The organism is Streptomyces sp. DI166, from assembly GCF_900091315.1.
GTDB classification, from domain to species: domain Bacteria; phylum Actinomycetota; class Actinomycetes; order Streptomycetales; family Streptomycetaceae; genus Streptomyces; species Streptomyces fuscus.
Genome location: NZ_FLSP01000011.1, coordinates 92,961 through 112,983, shown reverse-complemented (window position 1 = coordinate 112,983; position 20,023 = coordinate 92,961). Strand labels below are relative to the sequence as shown.

13 protein-coding genes and 1 pseudogene are annotated in these 20,023 nt (G+C 71.8%); 7 read left to right on the top strand and 7 right to left on the bottom strand.

What is annotated here, in order from left to right; all coding sequences use genetic code 11:
* Positions 1-72 precede the first annotated feature (72 nt).
* The 3 genes from GA0115233_RS08430 to GA0115233_RS08420 form a co-directional block, all read right to left on the bottom strand.
* Positions 73-681 (bottom strand): Rv1733c family protein, encoded by a 609-nt coding sequence (locus tag GA0115233_RS08430; protein WP_093719484.1) that lies wholly within the window; start codon positions 679-681, stop codon positions 73-75.
* 161 nt (positions 682-842) lie between these two features.
* Positions 843-1,670, bottom strand: coding sequence for an MOSC domain-containing protein (locus GA0115233_RS08425; protein WP_093719502.1), 828 nt, complete (start codon positions 1,668-1,670; stop codon positions 843-845).
* 52 nt (positions 1,671-1,722) lie between these two features.
* Positions 1,723-2,151 (bottom strand): DUF6643 family protein, encoded by a 429-nt coding sequence (locus GA0115233_RS08420; protein ID WP_093719483.1) that lies wholly within the window; start codon positions 2,149-2,151, stop codon positions 1,723-1,725.
* Positions 2,152-2,477: 326 nt separating this feature from the next.
* On the opposite strand from GA0115233_RS08420, the gene GA0115233_RS08415 reads away from it, so the two are divergent.
* Positions 2,478-3,776 carry a TerD family protein gene (locus GA0115233_RS08415; RefSeq protein WP_093719482.1) on the top strand — a complete coding sequence of 433 codons (1,299 nt, stop codon included), beginning with the start codon at positions 2,478-2,480 and terminating at the stop codon, positions 3,774-3,776.
* A 1-nt stretch (position 3,777) separates the two neighbouring features.
* Here the strand turns inward: GA0115233_RS08415 and GA0115233_RS08410 are convergent, their stop codons facing one another.
* On the bottom strand, positions 3,778-4,953 hold the full coding sequence (locus tag GA0115233_RS08410; protein WP_255310092.1) for a glycosyltransferase: 1,176 nt from the start codon (positions 4,951-4,953) through the stop codon (positions 3,778-3,780).
* Between the two features lie 57 nt (positions 4,954-5,010).
* On the opposite strand from GA0115233_RS08410, the gene GA0115233_RS08405 reads away from it, so the two are divergent.
* Positions 5,011-5,796 carry a glutamate racemase gene (locus GA0115233_RS08405; protein ID WP_093719480.1) on the top strand — a complete coding sequence of 262 codons (786 nt, stop codon included), beginning with the start codon at positions 5,011-5,013 and terminating at the stop codon, positions 5,794-5,796.
* 99 nt (positions 5,797-5,895) lie between these two features.
* Positions 5,896-6,438, top strand: a complete 543-nt coding sequence (locus tag GA0115233_RS08400) for a hypothetical protein (RefSeq protein WP_093719479.1) — start codon at positions 5,896-5,898, stop codon at positions 6,436-6,438.
* A 222-nt stretch (positions 6,439-6,660) separates the two neighbouring features.
* Here the strand turns inward: GA0115233_RS08400 and GA0115233_RS08395 are convergent, their stop codons facing one another.
* On the bottom strand, positions 6,661-7,719 hold the full coding sequence (locus GA0115233_RS08395; protein ID WP_093719478.1) for an O-antigen ligase family protein: 1,059 nt from the start codon (positions 7,717-7,719) through the stop codon (positions 6,661-6,663).
* Between the two features lie 234 nt (positions 7,720-7,953).
* Between GA0115233_RS08395 and lnt the strand changes: the two genes are divergently transcribed.
* The 4 genes and pseudogenes from lnt to GA0115233_RS08375 all read left to right on the top strand — a co-directional run bounded on the left by lnt (position 7,954) and on the right by GA0115233_RS08375 (position 13,132).
* Positions 7,954-9,564 carry an apolipoprotein N-acyltransferase gene (gene lnt, locus GA0115233_RS08390; protein ID WP_093719477.1) on the top strand — a complete coding sequence of 537 codons (1,611 nt, stop codon included), beginning with the start codon at positions 7,954-7,956 and terminating at the stop codon, positions 9,562-9,564.
* Positions 9,565-9,713: 149 nt separating this feature from the next.
* Complete coding sequence (locus tag GA0115233_RS08385; protein WP_093719476.1) at positions 9,714-10,193, top strand: NUDIX hydrolase; 480 nt, start codon at positions 9,714-9,716, stop codon at positions 10,191-10,193.
* 54 nt (positions 10,194-10,247) lie between these two features.
* Positions 10,248-11,048 carry a 3-hydroxybutyrate dehydrogenase gene (locus GA0115233_RS08380; protein ID WP_093719475.1) on the top strand — a complete coding sequence of 267 codons (801 nt, stop codon included), beginning with the start codon at positions 10,248-10,250 and terminating at the stop codon, positions 11,046-11,048.
* Between the two features lie 226 nt (positions 11,049-11,274).
* Positions 11,275-13,132, top strand: a pseudogene (locus GA0115233_RS08375) (helix-turn-helix domain-containing protein).
* 65 nt (positions 13,133-13,197) lie between these two features.
* Here GA0115233_RS08375 and GA0115233_RS08370 read toward each other — a convergent pair.
* Both GA0115233_RS08370 and GA0115233_RS08365 read right to left on the bottom strand, forming a co-directional pair.
* Complete coding sequence (locus GA0115233_RS08370) at positions 13,198-14,568, bottom strand: MFS transporter (RefSeq protein WP_093719474.1); 1,371 nt, start codon at positions 14,566-14,568, stop codon at positions 13,198-13,200.
* A gap of 245 nt (positions 14,569-14,813) precedes the next feature.
* Entirely contained in the window at positions 14,814-19,619 is a 4,806-nt protein-coding gene (locus tag GA0115233_RS08365) for an FG-GAP-like repeat-containing protein (protein WP_093719473.1), read from the bottom strand.
* Positions 19,620-20,023 lie beyond the last annotated feature (404 nt).

Genomic DNA, 20,023 nt, shown 5'->3' with positions numbered 1-20,023 from the left:
GTTTCGCCGAAGAGCCGGCCGGTCCACCGTAGCGTGCGTGCGGCTTGCCGGTTGACCAGAGGCGCAAGGCGGTCAGCTGCCGGTCCCGGTCCGGCCCCAGTCCGGTCCGGCCCGGTCCCATGCCTGGTCCCAACGGGCGTAGCGGCGGCGGACCATGCGCCAGACGATCAGCCGTCTGGCCGATTCGATCAGACCGGCCGTCAGCAGGGCGGCGCCGACCCCGGCCAGCACGGCATGGGTGGTGGCCGTCGCGGAGTCCAGCGGGCGGGCCACCATGCGGCCCTGACGGTCCGTCCAGAGCGTGAAGCGGTCGCCGGGCTGCGGGTTCTCGATGCGTGCGGTGACCTTGCCGTGGCGCGGGGTTCCGTCCGGGGCGGTCCAGTCGGCGAGCACGCGGGAGCGCACCTCGCGTCCGGTGGCGGCGGCCTCCGGGTCGCTGCTGAGCGGGGAGTCCTCCAGCGCGGCGGTGACCGTCGCGGTCACCGGGTGGCGGGCGGCGCGCTGTTCGCGTACGGACTCCTGGAGGGCCTCTTGGGCGGCGGTGCCGGTCAGGGCCGCGCAGACGGGGACGAGGACGAGGGCGAGCAGCAGTGCGGAGAACGCCAGCCATGCCTCGGCCAGATCGGTCGGCCGGCACAGCGGGTTGTGCCGCCAGCGCCAGAGCCCGCTGATCGCTCGCATCGTCCCGCACCCCCTTCCCGCTCCGTGGTAACTCCCCGTGGAGCCGCGCACGCGCGATCCCGGTCGAAGAGAGAGCGACATCACCCGCGCCGAGCCTCTCACGAATCGCTCGCGAAACGGTCAACGCACAGGGTGGTGGCAGCGGTTCCCGGCCTCCGGGATCACGCCAGGACGCGGACCGGATCGCCGACCCGGACCGTGCCCCCGGTGAGCGGCACCAGATTCTGGCCGAAGACGAGCTTGCCGTCGATGCGCCGGTGCCGGCCGAGGGAGTGCAGCGGTTCCCTGCCGCGTGCCGCGGTGCCCTGGTCGGTGGTGGTGACCACGCAGCGTCCGGACTTCTTGGCGACCCGGAAGGTGACCTCGCCGATGGCCAGGCGCGACCAGTGGTCCTCGGCCCAGGCGTCGGTGCCGTCGACGACGACGTTCGGCCGGAAGCGGTTCATCGGCAGCGGGCCCTCGTGCGCGTGACGGCCCTCGGCTATCAGCGAGTTGAGGGCGGCGAGGGAGGCGGTGGTGGTGAGCAGCAGCGGGTAGCCGTCGGCGAAGCTCACGGTCTCACCGGGCAGCGCGTACTTCGGGTCCACGGGCCTGCGGGTGGCCGGGTCGTCGAGGTGCATCAGGGCGGCCGCGGCCCCGAGGTAGTCGCTGCACCAGGCGTGCACGGCGGCGTCCTCCGCGGGCACGGCCTCGACCTTGTCCCCGAAGACGTCGATGGTCGTCGTCACGCCGGGCTTCGGCACCGGCACCGTCAGGTCCGGCATCCCGGGCGCGGACAGCCGAAGGCCGCCGCCGGGCAGGTGCTCGGCGGCGGCCAGGGCGAGACGTGGCTGCTGGCGTTGGGTGACGACCTTTCCCCCGTCGTCGATGAGCGCCCAGCGACGATCACCGGTCAGCCCCCAGGGCTCCACGACGGCCTCCCGGGGCGCGAAGCCCCGGAACGCCTTGACCGGATGAACGTGAATGGACAGCAGTTCGGCGTTCCCCAAGTTCCCCATACGGACATCGTGCCAGGTGGTACCCGCCCGACGGGAAGGGAAATCAGTATCCGCGGTACTGCTGGTTGTTGTACGGGTCCTGGTACGAGGGGGCGGCGGGGCGCGGCGCGGCGGGGCGCATCGCCTCGTAGCCCATGGGCGACGCGGGTCGCGGCGGCTGGGGCTGCGGGCCGGGATAACCGCGGGGCGCGGCGGCCTGCTGCGGGATGTACGCGGCGGGGGCCTGTTGCAGCGGAGCGGGCTGCGGCGCCTGCGGGTATCCGTAGGAGGGCTGGGAGGGGGCGGCCGGCAGGGCCGGCAGTGCCGAGGGCAGCGCGGGCAGATGGCTGCTCGGGCTGTCGTAGGCCGCGGGGACCCGGATCGGGGCGATCTGCGGGGTGCCCCGCTCGGCCACGAGCGAGTCGTAGATCGGGGTGTCCGGGAAGGAGGCGGAGTAGTAGCCGCCACCATAAGTGGAGCGGGGGGAGGTCATGGCACATAAGTTAAGCCCACGATGTGCTGGTTGGGGAGACCGATAAGAGGGTTGTTTTCCGTGTCCGCGGTGACGTGGGATCGCCAATGTGAGCGAACTTGGCAAAAAAGGGCATCAAGAAGCGCGTAGATCCTGTAAAAGCCGAGTTCCGCGGGGGTTACCCCCGGTTGACGGGCGATCTTCGCCGACGCGCTGTGCACGTTCCCCGCGCGTGGGGAATAGGTTGACCCTGTACGGGCCCGAGGAAACGGGACCACAGAACGGAACCGACGGACCGGCCGGGGCTCGACCTGGCGCGCTGACACGTGATGGGGGCGGACATGTCAATGCCGAAAGGATCGAACGTTCCGGTGCCGACCACGGCACTCCGGGTGGAACTGGGCTGGCGTGCCGGCCCCGGGGTGCCCGACGCGGACGCCTCGGCGCTGCTGCTGGTCGGCGGGAAGGTCCGCTCGGACGCGGACTTCGTCTTCTACAACCAGCCGGTGCACGCCTCGAACGCGGTCCGGCACGAGGGCAAGAAGGACATCGGCGGGCGGGTGACCGACACCCTCCTCGTCGACCTCGCGCGCGTGGAGCCCGCGATCGAGACCGTCATCCTCGCGGCCTCCGCCGACGGCGGCTCCTTCGGCCAGGTCCCCGATCTCGCCATCGAGGTCAAGGACGCCGCCCAGGGCACCTCGGTCGCCCGCTTCGACAGCACCGGCGCCACCGTGGAGACCGCCTTCGTGCTCGGCGAGTTCTACCGCCGCCAGGGCGCCTGGAAGTTCCGCGCCGTCGGCCAGGGCTACAGCAGCGGCCTGGAAGGACTGGCCACCGACTACGGCATCACCGTCGACGAGCCCCAGCAGCCCGCACCGGCACCCGCCGCACCGGCTCCGGCCGCGCCGACGCCGACCATGCCGCAGATGCCGGCCGCCCCCGTCACCGTGCCGCCCCCGCCCGCGATGCCCCCCACCGCCCCGCCCACGCCCCAGGCTCCCCCCGTCAGTCTCAGCAAGGTGACGCTCACCAAGGCCGCCCCGACCGTCTCCCTGACCAAGCAGGGCGGCACCTCGGGCGCCATGCGCGTCAACCTCAACTGGGAGGTGCGCAAGCAGTTCTCGGGCTGGGCCAGCAAACTGGGCCGCCCCGTCGCCATGCACAACGACCTCGACCTCGACCTGTGCGCCCTCTTCGAACTCGTCGACGGCAGCAAGGGCGTCGTCCAGGCCCTCGGCAACGCCTTCGGCTCCCTGCACCAGCCGCCGTTCATCCTGCTCGACGGCGACGACCGCACCGGCGCCGTCGCCACCGGCGAGAACCTCACCATCAACCTCGACCACCAGCAGGCCTTCCGGCGGATCCTGGTCTTCGTCACCATCTACGAAGGCGCGCGCTCCTTCGCCGACCTGCACGCCACCGTCACCCTCACCCCGCAGTTCGGCGCCCCCATCGACTTCTCCCTCGACGAGTGCACCGTCCCGTCGACCGTGTGCGCGCTGGCCCTGATCACCAACACCGGCAACGACCTCGTCGTCCAGCGCGAGGCCCGCTACCTGGTGCCCGAGCGCGGGGTCAGCCCGCAGCGGACCGTCGACTACGCCTACGGCTGGGGCATGAACTGGACCCCCGGCCGCAAGTAGCTCAGCCCTCGTCGGGCACCGCCCCCGGACGTGCGTAGGTGCGGCCCTTCCAGGCCGCGCCGCGCCCCCGGTAGTGCTGCACCGCCGAGTCGACCGTCATCAGCAGATAGAGGAAGGCCGTGAACGGCAGCAGGGGAGCCTGCCACAGCGGCTGCCGGTAGTAACGGAGCATCGGCACATACGTCCCCGCCATCACCAACCACGCCACCCCGCCCGCGACCGCGGCCGCCCACTGCCCGGCGGCCGCACCCGCGACCAGCGCCACGGGCGGCACCAGATACACCAGCACCAGCCCCGCGACCGTACCGATCAACAGCAGCGGGTTGTGCCGCAGCTGCGCGTAGGCGCTGCGGGAGACCATCCGCCACAGGTCGTGCAGCCGCGGATACGGCCGCACACTGTCCACCCGGTCGGCCAGACCCAGCCAGATGTGCCCCCCGCCGCCCTTCACCGCGCGGGCGAGCGCCACGTCGTCGATCACCGCGTGCCGGATCGCCTCCGGGATCCGCGCCCGCTCGGCCGCCTCCGCGCGTAGCAGCACACAGCCGCCCGCCGCGGCGGCCGTACGCGTCCCCTTCCTGTTGATCCGGCGGAAGGGGTAGAGCTGCGCGAAGAAATAGACGAAGGCCGGGACGACCAGCCGCTCCCACACGCTCTCCACCCGCAGCCGGGCCATCTGCGACACCGCGTCGAACCCAACGGCGTCCGCCGCCGCGACAAGGCGGCGCAGACTGTCCGGCGCGTGCGCGATGTCCGCGTCCGTCAGCAGCAGGTACTCGGGGCCACGCGCGCGTGCCCGTGCGATGCCGTGGCGCACCGCCCACAGCTTGCCCGTCCAGCCCGCGGGCGGTTCACCGGGCGAGTCCACGGTCAGCGGCAGCCCGCCCCGCCGCTCGGCGAGCGCGCGCGCGAGCTCGCCGGTGCCGTCCGTACTGCCGTCGTCGACGAGGAAGACCTCGGCCCGCCCCGGATAGTCCTGGGCCAGCAGCGAGGGCAGGCTGTCGGACAGCACCGCCGCCTCGTCGCGGGCCGGGACGACCACGCACACGTGCGGCCACGTACGTGGTTCGCGCCCGGCGGGCAGCCGTACGTCCGTGCGCCAGAAGAAGCCCTGGCAGAGCAACAGCCACAGCCAGGCGGCGAGTGATCCGAGGGCGATCCACACGAAGGCGCTCACCCGCGCAGTCTGCCCCACGGGAGGGGCCGGTAAGGGGCCATCGTCTATCGTGGCCGGGTGAAGATCGCGCTGATGGACTCCGGAATCGGCTTGCTCGCGGCCACCGCCGCGGTACGACGGCTGCGGCCCGACGCCGATCTCGTGCTCTCCCTCGACCCCGACGGCATGCCCTGGGGCGTGCGCACGCTCGACGACCTCATCCAGCGTGCCACCCACGTCGCCGAGGCCGCCGCCGCCCACCGGCCCGACGCCCTGATCATCGGCTGCAACACCGCGACCGTGCACGCCCTGGCCACCCTGCGCACCCGCCTGGAGCCGGGCATCCCGGTGATCGGCACCGTCCCCGCGATCAAGCCCGCCGCGGCGGGCGGCGGTCCCGTCGCCATCTGGGCCACGCCCGCCACCACCGGCAGCACCTACCAGCGCGGGCTCATCGAGGAGTTCGCGGGCGGCGTCAGCGTCGCCGAGGTGCCCTGCTACGGGCTCGCCGAGGCCGTGGAGCACGCCGACGAGGACGCGATCAATGCCGCCGTCGCCGCGGCCGCCGCGCTCACCCCCGACGACGTGACCACCGTCGTCCTCGGCTGCACCCACTACGAACTGGTCGCCGAACGCATCCGCGCCGCTGTCCAGCGCCCCGGCAACCCCCCGCTGGTCCTGCACGGCTCCGCCGGAGCGGTCGCCGCCCAGGCGCTGCGCCGCATCGGAGAGCAGCCCGCGCCCGAGGCGGACGCCACCGGCACCCTCACGGTCCTGCTGAGCGGACGCGAGGGCAGCCTGCCCGCACCGGCCCTCGCCTACGACGAGGGCAAGCTGCTCCGGGCGGTCACCCCCGCCTCGTGACCGGGCGCCGCCCGTACCGGTCACGCTGTGCGACGAGCCGTACCGGTCACGCTGTGCGACGAGGTACCCGCACAGCGAAACATGAGTAACCTCATTGCCATGAGGGACCACCCCCACGGCGAGCACGCCCCCCACCCCGACGTCTGGACCGGGCGGGCCACCAACCGCGTCCAGTGGCTGCTGGCCCTGGCCGGGGCCGCCTGCATGGCGCTCGGCATCGAGCTGGCCGTCGACTCCGCCTGGACCTCCGGCGTCGCCCCCCTGGCGATGGCCGTCGTCGGCTGCATCGCGGCCGGCCTGCTGGTCCTGTTCGGCACCCTCGCCTTCGTGCACGTCGCGCTGAAGGTCGACACGGAGTGCCTCGAAGTGCGCTGCGGCCACATGGGTGTGCCGCGCCGCAGAATCCCGCTCTCCCACGTGGCGGGCGCCGACTTCGCCCCCCTGGTCACCCCGCGCCACTGGGGCGGCTGGGGCTACCGCTGGCGGCCCGAAAAGGGCACCGCCGTGGTGGTACGCCGCGGCGAGGGCATCGTGCTGCGCCTCTGGGACGGCCACACGTTCACGATCACCATCGACGACGCCGAGTCGGCCGTTCGGGTGATCAGGGCGCGGTTGAGTCCGGGGATGCCTGGGACTGCTTGATCTTTTGGCGGGGGGTGGGGCCGGGTCGCTGATGCTGCCGTGCGCTCAAAGGGGTCCCGGGCGGGTCCGGGCACGCCGTGCGCAGTGGGCAGGGCTTCAGTTGTCCCGGGTACGCCCGGCGTCGGCTGATCTCGCGCCGTCGGTGTGGGGTTGGCTTCCGCGGCGGAGGTGAGGGCCGGGTTGCCGGGGGCAGGGCTCGGGCACGCCCGGCGCCACCTGACCTCACGCCGTACGGCGGGGCTGGGACTCCGTGGCCGGTGTGGGGGACGGGTCGGGCAGGGGGCGGGCCGTGGCCAGGCCGGCCAGGAGGCCCGCGCCCACGGACACCGTGGTGAAGCTGAGCGCGTTTCCGACCGCTGCGATCGCCGCGAGCCCCGTCAGGGCAGCTCCGGCGGTGAGCACGACCGGGGTCGGACGCGGGGCGCGCCACAGCGCGAAGAGCACCCAGCAGAACGCCGCCGCCAGCAGCACCACCCCGACCAGGCCCTGCTCGGCGGCCTGCTGCAAGGGCGCCGAGTGCGGTTTGCCGTCGGAGAGCAGGCTGCTGCTCGCCGTCGCGCTCAGCTCGCCGAAGCGTCCCGGGCCCACGCCCAGGGCGGCGTCCCGCTCGGCCAGGCTCAGCGCGTCGTGCCAGAGGTCGATCCGTTGCCCGGTGAGCTGCCCCTCCAGCGAGGCGGCGAGTCCGTCGGGCACCGCGTTCCCGGCGACGGCCCAGGTCAGGGTGGTCACCAGGCCCGTGGCCAGGGCCAGCCCGGCGATGCCGAGCCCCCGGTGGGTCATCCGGCCCGCCGCGAGGGAGCACAGCAGCACCGCGGCACAGACGACCATGCCCGAGGTGGAGCCGAGTACAGCGGCGGTCACCGCGATACCGGCGGCCAGCAGTCGCAGCGCCAGCCGAAGGGCGGAGGCGCGGGCGGCCCATGCGGCGCAGCAGGCGGCGCCCGCGGAGAGGGTCAGCAGGGCGGCGGTGGCACCGGCGTGCCCGAGCGGCGGGACGATGGCGGGGTCCGGGCCGAGCCGGGGCAGGGTGATCGCCAGGCCGGTACCGGCGAGGGCGGCGATACAGGGCGCGGCCACCGGCAGCAGTGCTCCGCCGATACGCCCGGCCGCGTACCCGGCGGCGACGGCCAGGATCGCGAGCAGGACACCTTCGGGGCGCCCGTCGTGCACGGCCGCGGTGACCAGGGACCAGGTGGCGCAGGCACCGAGCACCACGACACCCGCCGCGTCAGAAACGTTTCGTCTCTCACCGACGTCCTGGGAACCGGCCGCAGACGTCATTCGTGTGGCACCCACCCCGACCGACCCCCGCAACCCGGCCGTCCCCCAGCGGCGACGAAACGCTCCGTCACCGGCCCTGACCGGCTCGTACGACTCTTGCTCGGCACACCGTAACGGCTGATGGACGATTTGTGGACGTGTCGGGAAGGAGCGATGCAGCACACCGAGGGCGTCACCGGCCGCCGTCACGGACCGCGCTGTCGGCGCCCAGGTCAACCGCCGTACACTCCCGGAGTGACCGTCACCGCAACCTCCGTGGACGAGTCGGACCAGGTACCACCGCTCGCGCCCGCCCCGCGCGGGGCCCGGCTCGTACGCCTGCTACCGGCTCTCTCCGCAGCCCTCCTCGGAGTGCTGCTCTACGTCAGCTTCCCGCCGCGCACCCTGTGGTGGCTCGCCCTGCCCGCCTTCGCCGGACTCGGCTGGGTGCTGCGCGGCCGGAGCTGGAAGGCGGCTCTCGGTCTCGGCTACCTGTTCGGGCTGGGCTTCCTGCTGCCGCTGCTGGTGTGGACCGGCGTGGAGGTGGGCCCCGGCCCGTGGCTCGCGCTCGTGGTCATCGAGGCGATCTTCGTCGCCCTGGTCGGCGCGGGTGTCGCCGCGGTCTCCCGGCTGCCCGGCTGGCCCCTGTGGGCCGCGGCCCTGTGGACCGCCGGAGAGGCGGCACGCGCGCGTGCGCCGTTCAACGGCTTCCCCTGGGGCAAGATCGCCTTCGGTCAGGCCGACGGTGTCTTCCTGCCGCTCGCCGCGGTCGGCGGCACCCCGGTGCTCGGCTTCGCGGTCGTCCTGTGCGGCTTCGGCCTCTGCGAGGTCGTCCGGCTCGCCGTGGAACGGCGGCGCACCCGCGCCGTCCAGCGCTCCGCCGCGGCCGTGGCCCTGCTCAGCGTCGCCGTCCCCGTCGCCGGGGCGCTCGCCGCCCGCCCGCTGGTCAGCGACAAGGCCGAGAACGGCACCGTGACCGTGGCGGTCATCCAGGGCAACGTCCCGCGCGCGGGACTGGACTTCAACGCCCAGCGCAGGGCCGTACTGGACTACCACGCGCGGGAGACCGAGCGGCTGGCCGCCGCCGTCGACGCGGGCAAGGTCGACCGGCCCGACTTCGTGCTGTGGCCGGAGAACTCCTCCGACATCGACCCCTTCGCCAATGACGACGCCCGCGACGTCATCGACCGGGCGGCCAAGGCCGTCGGCGTGCCGATCTCCGTCGGCGGCGTGGTGCAGCGGGACGGCAAGCTGCTCAACGAGCAGATCCTGTGGGACCCGGCCAAGGGCCCGCTCCAGACGTACGACAAGCGGCAGATCCAGCCCTTCGGCGAGTACCTGCCGCTGCGGACGGTGATCGGCGCGATCAACTCCGAGTGGACCTCGATGGTCCGCCAGGACTTCAGCCGGGGCGGCAAGCCGGGCGTCTTCGACATCGAGGGCGCCAAGGTCGGCCTGGCCACCTGCTACGAGGCCGCCTTCGACTGGGCGGTGCGGGACACCGTCACCGACGGCGCCCAGATGATCTCGGTGCCCAGCAACAACGCCACCTTCGGCCGCAGCGAGATGACCTACCAGCAGCTCGCCATGTCCCGGGTGCGCGCGGTCGAGCACAGCCGGACCGTCACGGTGCCGGTCACCAGCGGGGTCAGCGCGATCATCCTGCCGGACGGGTCGGTCAGCCGGAAGACCGGCATGTTCGTCGCGGACTCGCTCGTCCAGAAGGTGCCGCTGCGCTCCTCCAAGACCCCTGCCACCGAGCTCGGCATCCTGCCGGAGATGGCCCTGGTGCTCGTCGCCGCGGGCGGGCTCGGGTGGGCGATCGGGTCCGGGATGCGCAGGCGGCAGGGCGGGACGGAAGGCTGAGGGGCGAGGGCTGAGGGCTGAGGTCTGACGGCTGAGGGGCGAGGGCTGAGGGGCGAGGGCGTCCTGTGCCCGACCGGCCCTTGAGGCCGGTCTGCCCGCTCGGCCCTTCAGGCCGAGAACGTGCCCGACCGGGCCGTTAGGGTCGAGGCATGCCTACACCTGACTTCATACGTACGATCCGGGCCGCCGCCGGGCACCAGCTGTTGTGGCTGCCCGGAGTGAGCGCCGTCGTCTTCGACGACGAGGGCCGGGTCCTGCTGGGGCAGCGCGCCGACAACCAGCAGTGGGCGGTGATCTCCGGCATCCCGGACCCCGGCGAGCAGCCGGCGGCGTGCGCCGTGCGGGAGGTGTACGAGGAGACGGGCGTGCACTGCGTGCCCGAGCGGATCGTGCTGGTGCGGTCGGGCAAGGAAGTCACCTTCGACAACGGTGACATCTGCCGGTTCATGGACGTCTGCTTCCGCTGCCGTGCGGTCGGCGGCGAGGCCCGGGTCAACGACGACGAGTCGCTCCAGGTCGGCTGGTTCGCGGTGGACGCGCTGCCGCCGCTGAGCGAGACCCAGCTCTTCCGGATCAAGCAGGCACTGTCCGACGAACCCACATGGTTCGAACCTATGGGCACCGACTGAAGTATGGGTTGCGACCACATGGGGCGGGGCGGGAGCGCTGCCTAGGGTCGGGGCATGACCCCGTCCAAGGCCCTCCCGGCACCCTCCGCCCCCTCGCTCGATCTCGGTGGCCGCACCGCGCTCGTGACCGGCGCCGCCGGCGGTATCGGCCGCGCCTGCGCGCTGCGGCTCGCCGCCGCCGGGGCCAAGGTCAGAGCGGTGGACCGGGACGCCGAGGGCCTGGAACGGCTCGCGGAGCAGTGCCGCGGCCTCGCCGGCACCGTCGAGCCCCACCCCCTCGACCTCACCGACCTGGACGCCGCCGAACTGGCCGCGGCCGGCACCGATGTCCTCGTCAACAACGCCGGACTCCAGCTCGTACGACCGCTTCAGGAGTTCCCGCCGGACGTCTTCCACACGGTGCTCACCGTCATGCTGGAGGCCCCGTTCCGGCTCATCCGCGGCGCCCTGCCCCATATGTACGGCCAGGGCTGGGGCCGTATCGTCAACATCTCCTCCGTGCACGGACTGCGCGCCTCCGCCTACAAGGCGGCCTACGTCTCCGCCAAGCACGGTCTGGAGGGCCTGTCCAAGACCGCGGCCCTGGAGGGCGCCGCCCATGGCGTGACCTCGAACTGTGTGTGCCCCTCCTATGTGCGCACTCCCCTGGTCGAGAAGCAGGTGGCCGACCAGGCCCGCGCCCACGGCATTCCCGAGGACCGCGTCCTGACCGAGGTGATGCTCCAGGACAGCGCGCTCAAGCGGCTCATCGAACCGGACGAGGTCGCCGAGGCCGTCGCGTACCTGTGCGGTCCGCAGGCATCCTTTGTGACCGGCACGTCCCTCGTCCTGGACGGCGGCTGGACCGCGCACTGAACGGCCACGGACAAGAGTTGTCCACAGGGGCTGACCCGGCGGCCGTGGGATGAGGAATCCTGTGACCATGTCCAGCGATCACGCGCAGTCCGCGGAGCACGCCACCGGCCCGGTGCCGGGTGGGGGTGCCGGGACGTCGTACTCGACCGGCGGCGGCCCGCTGCCGGGCGGCGGCGCGGAGACGTCGTACTCGACCGGCCCGGTGGTGGCGAGCGGCGGCGCCGAGATGCCGTTCCTCGAACTGCTGGCCAGGGGTGCCTCCGCCGACGCCTACGAGCAGCCGGTGCTGCTCGCCCGCGCCGAGGGGCAGCCCGCCGAACGGATCGCCGCGCTGGAATCGGCCAAGCTCCTCGCCCTGCGCGTCCGCTCCGAACTGGAGGGACGGCGCAGGCGCGAGGCCGAGCTGTCCGCCCTCTTCGAGACCGCCCACGACCTGGCGGGCCTGCGCGACCTGGACTCCGTGCTCCAGGCCATCGTGCAGCGCGCCCGCTCACTGCTCGGCACCGATGTCGCCTACCTCAGCCTGAACGACCCCAAGCGCGGCGACACCTACATGCGGGTCACCGAGGGCTCGGTCGCCGCCCGCTTCCAGCAGCTCCGGCTCGGTATGGGGGAGGGGCTCGGCGGCCTCGTCGCCCAGACCGCCCGCCCCTACGTCACCGACGACTACTTCAAGGACGACCGGTTCCGGCACACCGCGAGCATCGACTCCGGGGTGCGCGACGAGGGGCTGGTGGCGATCTGCGGGGTGCCGCTGATGCTCGGCCACACCGTCATCGGGGTGCTGTTCGCGGCGGACCGGCGGGCCCGGGTCTTCGAGCGGGAGCAGATCGCCCTGCTGGGCTCCTTCGCCGCCCTGGCCGCGGCCGCCATCGACACCGCCAACCTCCTCACCGAGACCCGCTCGGCCCTCGCCGACCTGGAGCGCGCCAACGAGATCATCGGGGACCGCAGCGGGGTCATCGAGCGCGCCTCCGACGTCCACGACCGGCTCGCCGAACTGGTGCTGCGCGGCGGCGGGGTGCATGACGTGGCCGCCGCGGTCTCCGAAGTCCTCGACGGCACCGTCGAGTTCACCGAGACCGCCCCCACCGACGCACTGGAGACCTCCCGCGCGGAGGGCCACGCCGTACGGCACCAGGACGACTGGATCGCAGCCGTGGCCGCGGGCGGCGAACTCCTCGGTGCGCTGGTCCTCCACGGCCACCCCGGCCTCGACCCCGTCGACCAACGCACCCTGGAACGCGCCGCGATGGTCACCTCACTTCTCCTGCTCGCCCGGCGCTCGGCCGCGGAGGCCGAACAGCGGGTCCGCGGCGAACTCCTCGACGACCTCCTCAACGGCCGCGACCGCGACCCCCGCCTGCTGCGCGAGCGCGCCGCACGACTCGACGCGGACCTCGACGCCACCCATGTGGTGCTCGCCGCCCGCCTCGACAGCCAGGCCGCGGGCGCCGACGAGGAGGCCGCCGCCCGCCGCCGCCTGTGGTCCCGCCGCCTCCCACCTCGCCGCGACCCGGCACGGCCTGGCCGCCGCGCGGGACGGCGGCACGGTCCTGCTGCTGCCCCTGAAGCCCGGCGACTCCGCCACCGCCGTGGCCCGCCGCACCGCCCACCACCTGGGCTCGGCCGTCCACGAACCGGTCACCGTGGGCGCCTCCGCCCCGGTCGAGAACCTGGCCACCCGCCCCGAGACCGTGGCCGCCGCCTACGAGGAGGGCCGCCGCTGCCTGGACGCCCTGCGCCTGTTCGGACGTCGCGGCGACGGCGCGGCGGCGGAGGACTTCGGCTTCGTAGGGCTCCTGCTGGCCGGAGACCGCGACATCACCGGCTTCGTCGACCGCACCATCGGCCCGGTCGTCGACTACGACGCCCGCCGCGGCACCGACCTGGTACGCACGCTGGACGCCTACTTCGCCAGCGGCATGAGCCCCGCCCGCACCAAGGACGACCTGCACGTCCACGTGAACACCGTCGCCCAGCGCCTGGAACGCGTAGGCCGGTTGCTGGGCGAGGACTGGCAGAGCCCGGAGCGGGTGCTGCAGATCCAACTGGCCCTGAGGCTGCACCGTTTGACCGGATAGACGACCTAGAGGATGAGCAGCCCCGACCGGGCATCCCGGCCGGGGACTGACGGGTGGAGGCGGCGTCAGTGGACCGAAGCCGGATCCGGCACGTCCTGCTCGACGGGCGCGGCACCGATCTGCGCGAGGTCCCGGTGCCGGGTCTCACGGGCGGCGAGGATGGCCACCAGCGTGATGGCCACGGCGGCGAGCAGGTAGAGCGAAATGAGCGTCGACCCACCGGACTCGGCCAGCAGCGCGGTGGCGATGAGCGGCGCCGGGGCGCCGGCCGCCACGGAGGCGAACTGCGCGCCGATGGAGGCGCCGGAGTAGCGCATCCGCGTCGCGAACATCTCGGAGAAGAAGGCGGCCTGGGGTGCGTACATCGCACCGTGGAAGACCAGACCGACGGTCACCGCGAGGATGAGCATCCCGAAACTCTCGGTGTCGACGAGGACGAAGAAGGGGAACGCCCAAGCTCCCATCCCAAGGGCGCCGATGAGATAGACAGGACGCCGCCCCCACACATCGGACAGCGCACCCCAGCCCGGGATCACGGCGAAGTGAATGGCGGAGGCGATAAGAACCGCGTTGAGGGCGGTCTGCTTCTCCAAACCGGTGTGCTCGACGGCGTAGACGAGAATGAAGGCCGTGATCACGTAGTACGAGATGTTCTCGGCCATCCGCGCCCCCATTGCGATGAGCACGTCCTTCCAGTGGTGCCGCAGCACGGCGACGAGCGGCATCTTCTCCGCGACCTGCTCGGCCTTGCGCGCCTCGGCCTGCGCCAACGCGGCCTTGAACACGGGCGATTCGTCGACGGACAGCCGGATCCACAGCCCGACGATCACCAGCACGCCGGAGAGCAGGAAGGGAATCCGCCACCCCCAGGACTCGAAGGCGGCCTCACTCTGCAGCGCGGTGAGCGCGGCCAGCACACCGGTGGCGAGCAACTGCCCCGCCGGCGCCCCGGTCTGCGGCCAGGAGGCCCAGAAACCACGCCGCTTGGCATCCCCGTGCTCGGACACGAGAAGCACGGCGCCTCCCCACTCACCACCGAGGGCGAACCCCTGGACCAGCCGCAGCACGGTCAGCAGCACCGGAGCGGCGGTGCCGATGGTGGCGTGGGTGGGCAGCAACCCGATGGCGAAGGTCGCACCGCCCATCATCAACAGACTGAGCACCAGCAGCTTCTTGCGCCCCAGCCGGTCACCGTAGTGCCCGAACACCAGCGCACCGATGGGCCGCGCGGCGAACCCGACGGCGTAGGTGAGGAACGAGAGCAGGGTGCCGACGAGCGGGTCCGAGTCCGGAAAGAAGAGGGTGTTGAACACCAGCGCCGCCGCGGCGCCGTAGAGGAAGAAGTCGTACCACTCGATCGTCGTCCCGATGAGGCTGGCGGCGACGATGCGCTTCAGGTTGCCGGGGGGTGGGGGAGCGGTTGCTGCGGAGGCCATGTGCGCCACTTCCTCGTGTGCGGTGGGGACGGGTACGTGTCGGCACACCGTAGGAAGCGCCAGGTCGGGGGCACATGTGGTGGGGCTACATAGTTTGGGGGGTGGGGGTGCGTGGGGGCACCATGCCGCCCCTGTCTTCACCGGCTGCTCCCGTCAACGCACAGCCGCCGGACACCCGCACAGCCGCCGGACACCCGTACAGGCGTCCGGCGGCTGTCACTCACCCGCTGGGTGTCACCACGGTGTCACCACGTGCCCGGCTCCGCGTACCAGGAGCGCTGGGGGTTGTCGAACGTGCCGTCCTCCTTCGCGGGGAAGGTGAACGCGCGGGTGGCCCCGATCGCGTAGTTGTACATGATCAGGATGTCGGCCCGGCCGTCGCCGTCGGCGTCGCCGGAGACCGGCATCCCCGAACTGCTGGCGTACCAGTTCTCCGGCTGGGACTTGTAGCCCGCCAGGGGCGCGCCGAAGCCGCCGTCCGCCCGCGCCGGGAAGGTGTGCAGCGAGGTCACACCGTTGTCGTGCCGGTACATGACCGCGGCGTCGGTGCGCTTGTCACCGTTGTAGTCGCCGCTGGTCAGCTCGACGCGGTCGCGCTCCCAGGTGCCCGGTTCCACGTTCCACGACTTGGACGGCTTGTCCAGCGTTCCGTCCGGCTTGGCGACGAACGTCCACAGGGCCGCGGCGCCGGTGCTGTAACCGTAGAACGCGATCAGGTCGGCCCGGCCGTCGCCGTTGGAGTCGCCCATCGTGTAGTGGGCGTTCTTGGCCCACCAGTTGCCGTCCCCGGAGTTGTAGCCGCGCACCGGGTTCTCGAACCCGCCGTCGGCCCGGCCGAGGAACTTGTGCAGGCCCATCTGGCCGTCGTCGTAGTCGTAGACGGCCGTCATGTCGGCCCGGCCGTCGCCGTTGACGTCACCGGCCTGGACCGAGATCACCCGTTCCATGTACCAGCTCTTCGGCGGCATGACGGCGCTCTTGATCGGCTTGAAGCCGCCGTCCTGCTGCGTGACGAACGTCCACATGGCGACCGACCCGTCGGCGTAGCCGTAGAACGCGACGACGTCGGTCAGCTTGTCGCCGTTGACGTCCCCGGCTGCCCACTTGGCGCGGCCCGCGTCGAAGCTGCCCCGGTTGCTCGTCCAGACCTCCTTGGGCGGGCGCACACCTCCGTCGGGCTCGGCGGTCAGGACGTGGATGCCGGTCGACGCGTTGCCGTAGTCGTAGACCGTGATCATGTCGGTACGGCCGTCGCCGTTCACATCACCGGCGAGGTCCGTACGCAGGTGCGCGGTGCGGTCGTCCGGCTTGTGCTCGGTGGTCGTGCCGCTCGTGCGGTTCCAGCGGACGTAGCCGTTCTCGAAGTCGGTCCGGATACCGCCGGTCACCTGATACTCGCCGGACGTGGGGAAGCCCAGCCAGCTGTTCTCCGACTTCAGCTCGGTCCACTTGCGCATGATGGCGTTGTGGACCGGCCAGGCGCCGGTCGCCTTGCTCCAGTAGATCGCCGTGCTGTGCGTCTCCTCGTCCCGGAACCGGAACCGCTGGAACAGGCCCGCCTTGGGCGTGGTGGCCTTCTCGGCGGCGATCGGGTAGCCGACGCGCTGCGGACCGCCCAGCGCGAGGTACCGGCTGTAGATGGCGCCCTGCACCTCGTGGGCGCCGGTGTCGGAGGAGTAGTAGATGGCGCTGCCCTTGCCGGCCTTGCTGAAGGTGCTGAACCAGCCGATGCCGTCGCTGGTGCGGCGCTCGCCGGAGGTCGGGTAGCCGAGGCTGCCGCCCTCGCGGCCCAGTGCGGTCCACTTGGTCCAGATCGCGCCGCGCACCTCCCATGCGCCGGTGTCCGGACTCCAGTAGATGGAGCGGTTGTTGGCGGTGGTGCCGGGCGCCTGGAAGTGGGTGTACCGGCCGACCTTGTCGGGCGCGGTGACCACGTCGGTGTTCGGGTAGCCGAAGCCCGAAGGGCCGCCCAGCGCCTTGTACTTGGCGAGGATCGGTCCGCACAGGGTGCGCTTGCCGGTGGCCTTCGACTCGAAGGTCTCACAGGTGCCCCACGGCGTGCCGCCGGTGACCAGCGGACGGGCCGGGCCGAAGGCGGAGCCGTCGGTGAGCGCGCGGCCGGGGAACTCGACCGTCTTGCCCTCGCCGTCCCGGGACCACAGGTCCGGGAAGCCGTCGCCCTCGAAGTCGCCGTTGGTGCCGATGTGCGGGTGGGCGGCGCGGGTGAAGCCGCTGCCGATGGACGTGGCGCGCGGCGCGGGGTCCGCGTACACGCTCAGGTCGGCCGCGGTGATGTCGTCCTGCACCGGGTTCTTGCGGCTCGTGTACTGGTGGATCCTGCCGCTGTTGACGTCCCGCGCCCACAGCTCGGGCAGGCCGTCCTTGTTGAGGTCGCCGGGGGCGAGCAGCGTCATGTTCTGCCAGTCGGCGTTGCCGAGCGAGACCGGCTCGACCTCGTCGATGAGCGGGCTGCCCTGGCTGCCCAGGTAGAGCCACAGCTCGGCGCCCGCCTTGACCAGCAGGTCGGGGGCGTCGTCGGCGTCGACCTTGCCGTCGGCGTTGTCGTCGTTGACGCTGCCGACGGACAGCACCTGGTCGGCGTTGCTCCAGTGGTTGGCGTCCTCGACGGCGACCTCCAGCGGCCAGCGTCCGGTGTCCTCGCCGCCCAGCTCGCCGTCACCGCGGTTGGTGTAGACCCACAGTTCCTTGATCCCGGGGTCCTCCAGGCCCGGCCGCAGCGCGACGAGGTCCTCGTAGTAGTCCTCGTTCCAGCTGCCGCGGTGCGTGGTCACGGTGTCGCCGAAGGACTCCTCGTCGGCGCGGCGGCCGACGCCGAACTTTCCGTTGCCCTGGCCGGGATGGATCCACAGGGCGCCGTCGCCGGGGTCCACGGTCCACAGGTCGACGGTGGTGTCGCCGTTGAGGTCACCGGGCTCGTCCCGCTGCGGGGCGCGCGTCGGGTAGAACAGGTACGTCCTGAGGTCGGACCGGTTGCCCGCCGCGTCCAGGCTGCGGACGTACAGGTACTGCGGACCGGCGTTGAGCGGGGTGTAGGTCACCGGTTCCTTGGCCGGGCCGCCGGGCTTGGTGGCGTCGACGAACTTCTCCCGGGTGTCGGAGTCGGTCCACCACACGTACCGGGTGACGTCGTTCACACCCTCCGCGGTGAAGAGGAACTTGCCCGCCGTGCGCGCCGGGTTGCCGTCCTTCTCCGGCGGGAACTCGGCCGAGGTCACACCGGGGAGCTTCGCGGGACGCGTCTTGTCGTAGGTGAAGCTGCACCGGCCGGCCCAGGGGCCGTTGGCGGAGCCGTCACTGGCCCTGACGTCCCACCAGTATGTGCCGGAGGCCAGGTTCTTGGTGGGGATGCGCAGGCTCGCGACCGAGCCGCGACTGGCCTTGACCTTGGCCGTGGTGGGGGAGTCGTCGCCCTTCGGCGCGTAGTGGAACTCCGCCACCAGGTTGTTGTCCTCGGCGTCGTTCACCTTCGCACGCAGAGTGACGTAGTCCGTGGTGCCGAACGTGCCGCCCGTGCAGGGCACGGAGGGGTCGGTGGACCGTCCGCTCGGCTTGGCCGGAACCGTGTTCAGGTACGTCGACACACGCACCGAGTTCGGGTCGAACTTCCGCCAGGAGACGTCGATTTCCGAACTTTTCGCGGACATGACGAAAGCCCACGAACCCCACTTCTCCTTGGCCGCCTTGCTGATCGCGTCGGTCACGTCGAATTCGACGAGACCGGCCTTGTCCGCGGGGCAGTTGCGGCCGCCGAATGATTCACCGGAGGAGTCCACCAGGGCGCCCCACTTGGGCTGCCTGTTCCAAGTGATGTTGGTGGGAAGGGTCTTGCCGATCGTGCGCACCTGAACGGCGCCCGACTTGCAGGACCAGGAACCGGCGTGGGTCTGCTTGATCCGCAGGGTCGAGCGGATGATCTGCTTGCCCCAGGTGTTGGACGTGGAGACCCGGAAGTAGCTGTTGGCCCGGACCGTCCCGCCGCGCTGGGTGTCGTTGGCGACACCGACCCGCGCGAAGTCGGAGATCGTGCCGCCGTTCCAGTAGACGGTGTCGTCGGAGTTGGGGTAGGCCGTGTGCTTGTACGCGATGGACCAGGCGTTCTTCCAGGCGTCCTTCGCCCACACGGGGTCGATGACGACCGGGAACACGGTCTTCGGGTCCTTCAGGAGCCGCAGGTCCGGGCGCAGGGTCAGCTTGCGCTTCGTCAGCTCGACGCCGATGCCCGCCTGCCGGGAGCCCTCCGTGGCGCCGTCCAGGGTCTCGGCGAGGGGGCGCGGCGCGGCCGCGGACCTGGCTGCCGAGCGTGCCTTGGAGGACTTCGTCGCCGCGGCCTTGGGCGCACCGGCGGCCGACTCCTCCGAGCCCGCCGAGTCCCACATCCTCGGCTGCGGCGCCGAGAAGACGGTCGTCCCGGTCGGGTCAACCGCCTCCAGCCGCCCGTCCGGCCCGGACTTCAGATCCAGGCCCTTGCTGGAGTGGCCGAAGGTGACCGCGTCCAGCGCCGGGTTCTTCGCGGCCTCGGCGGTCTTCACCACAAGCGCATGGGAGAAGGACTCCACGTCGGCGGTGGCCGTGAGGTCGACGCCGGGCAGCACCTCGGGGTACGTGGCCGTGGAGCCCTTGACGACCGGCTCGGGCAGCTTGCCCGGCCAGGTCAGGGAGATCTCCCTGCCGTCGCGGACCATGGTGGCGAAGGCCCCGTCACCGCCGCCGGAGAACGACACCGACAGGCCGCTGGCCGCGGGTGCGACCCTGCCGTCGTCGGTCTTCGACAGCCGCGTGTCCACGGGGACGAGCCTGCCGCCCTGGCGCACCCGCACCGGGATCAGCGCGCGCTCCACGGTGAAGGTGCCGTCGGGGTTGGCGTAGGTCTCGTCCGTCTCGGTGCGCGCGGACACGATCTCGACGCGCCGCTTTTCCTCGGCCGCCTTCTCGACGGCCGCCTCGGTCTCCTTGCGCTGCTTTTCGGCGAGGGTGTCGCCCTTGCTTTCCGAGGCCTTCGCGGAGGTTTTCTCCGATGCCGCCGAGGCCATCGGTGCAAGCGTCAGCATTCCCGCTGAAAGGGATATCAGCAATGCTGCTGAAACAGCTTTCCCGAATGTTCCCCCGGGGCCGTTCACCGGCCCTCTCGGTCTGTTTCTCATACGGTTTTCAACCGCCCGTTTCCTTGCGGTGCGTTGGTCGATGTGCGCGGGCGGCGCGCAGGCTTCCGGTACGAGGTATTCCGTTTTCCCCCGGCCCCCGAGCTTCGTCACCGAACGTGACGAAGGTGGGATGCGCGCCCCCGCCGAGCTTTCTAGCAGGCCCGATGGCATGAATGCGACCCGGCCCCGGGGTGGGGTACCGGGGTGAGGATGGCCGATACCGGGTGGTAGCTTTCGCCTCGACTGTTTTCACGGGGGATCAAAACTGGGGAATTCTCTATGCCAAAACGTAG

What these genes read in the sequence shown, in the direction of transcription:
- GA0115233_RS08395 (WP_093719478.1), bottom strand. Translation starts at nt 7,719, where the DNA reads ATGACGTCTGCGGCCGGTTCCCAGGACGTCGGTGAGAGACGAAACGTT.
- GA0115233_RS08415 (WP_093719482.1), top strand. Translation starts at nt 2,478, where the DNA reads ATGCCGAAAGGATCGAACGTTCCGGTGCCGACCACGGCACTCCGGGTG.
- GA0115233_RS08365 (WP_093719473.1), bottom strand. Translation starts at nt 19,619, where the DNA reads ATGGCCTCGGCGGCATCGGAGAAAACCTCCGCGAAGGCCTCGGAAAGC.
- GA0115233_RS08380 (WP_093719475.1), top strand. Translation starts at nt 10,248, where the DNA reads ATGACCCCGTCCAAGGCCCTCCCGGCACCCTCCGCCCCCTCGCTCGAT.
- GA0115233_RS08370 (WP_093719474.1), bottom strand. Translation starts at nt 14,568, where the DNA reads ATGGCCTCCGCAGCAACCGCTCCCCCACCCCCCGGCAACCTGAAGCGC.
- GA0115233_RS08420 (WP_093719483.1), bottom strand. Translation starts at nt 2,151, where the DNA reads ATGACCTCCCCCCGCTCCACTTATGGTGGCGGCTACTACTCCGCCTCC.
- GA0115233_RS08400 (WP_093719479.1), top strand. Translation starts at nt 5,896, where the DNA reads ATGAGGGACCACCCCCACGGCGAGCACGCCCCCCACCCCGACGTCTGG.
- GA0115233_RS08385 (WP_093719476.1), top strand. Translation starts at nt 9,714, where the DNA reads ATGCCTACACCTGACTTCATACGTACGATCCGGGCCGCCGCCGGGCAC.
- GA0115233_RS08430 (WP_093719484.1), bottom strand. Translation starts at nt 681, where the DNA reads ATGCGAGCGATCAGCGGGCTCTGGCGCTGGCGGCACAACCCGCTGTGC.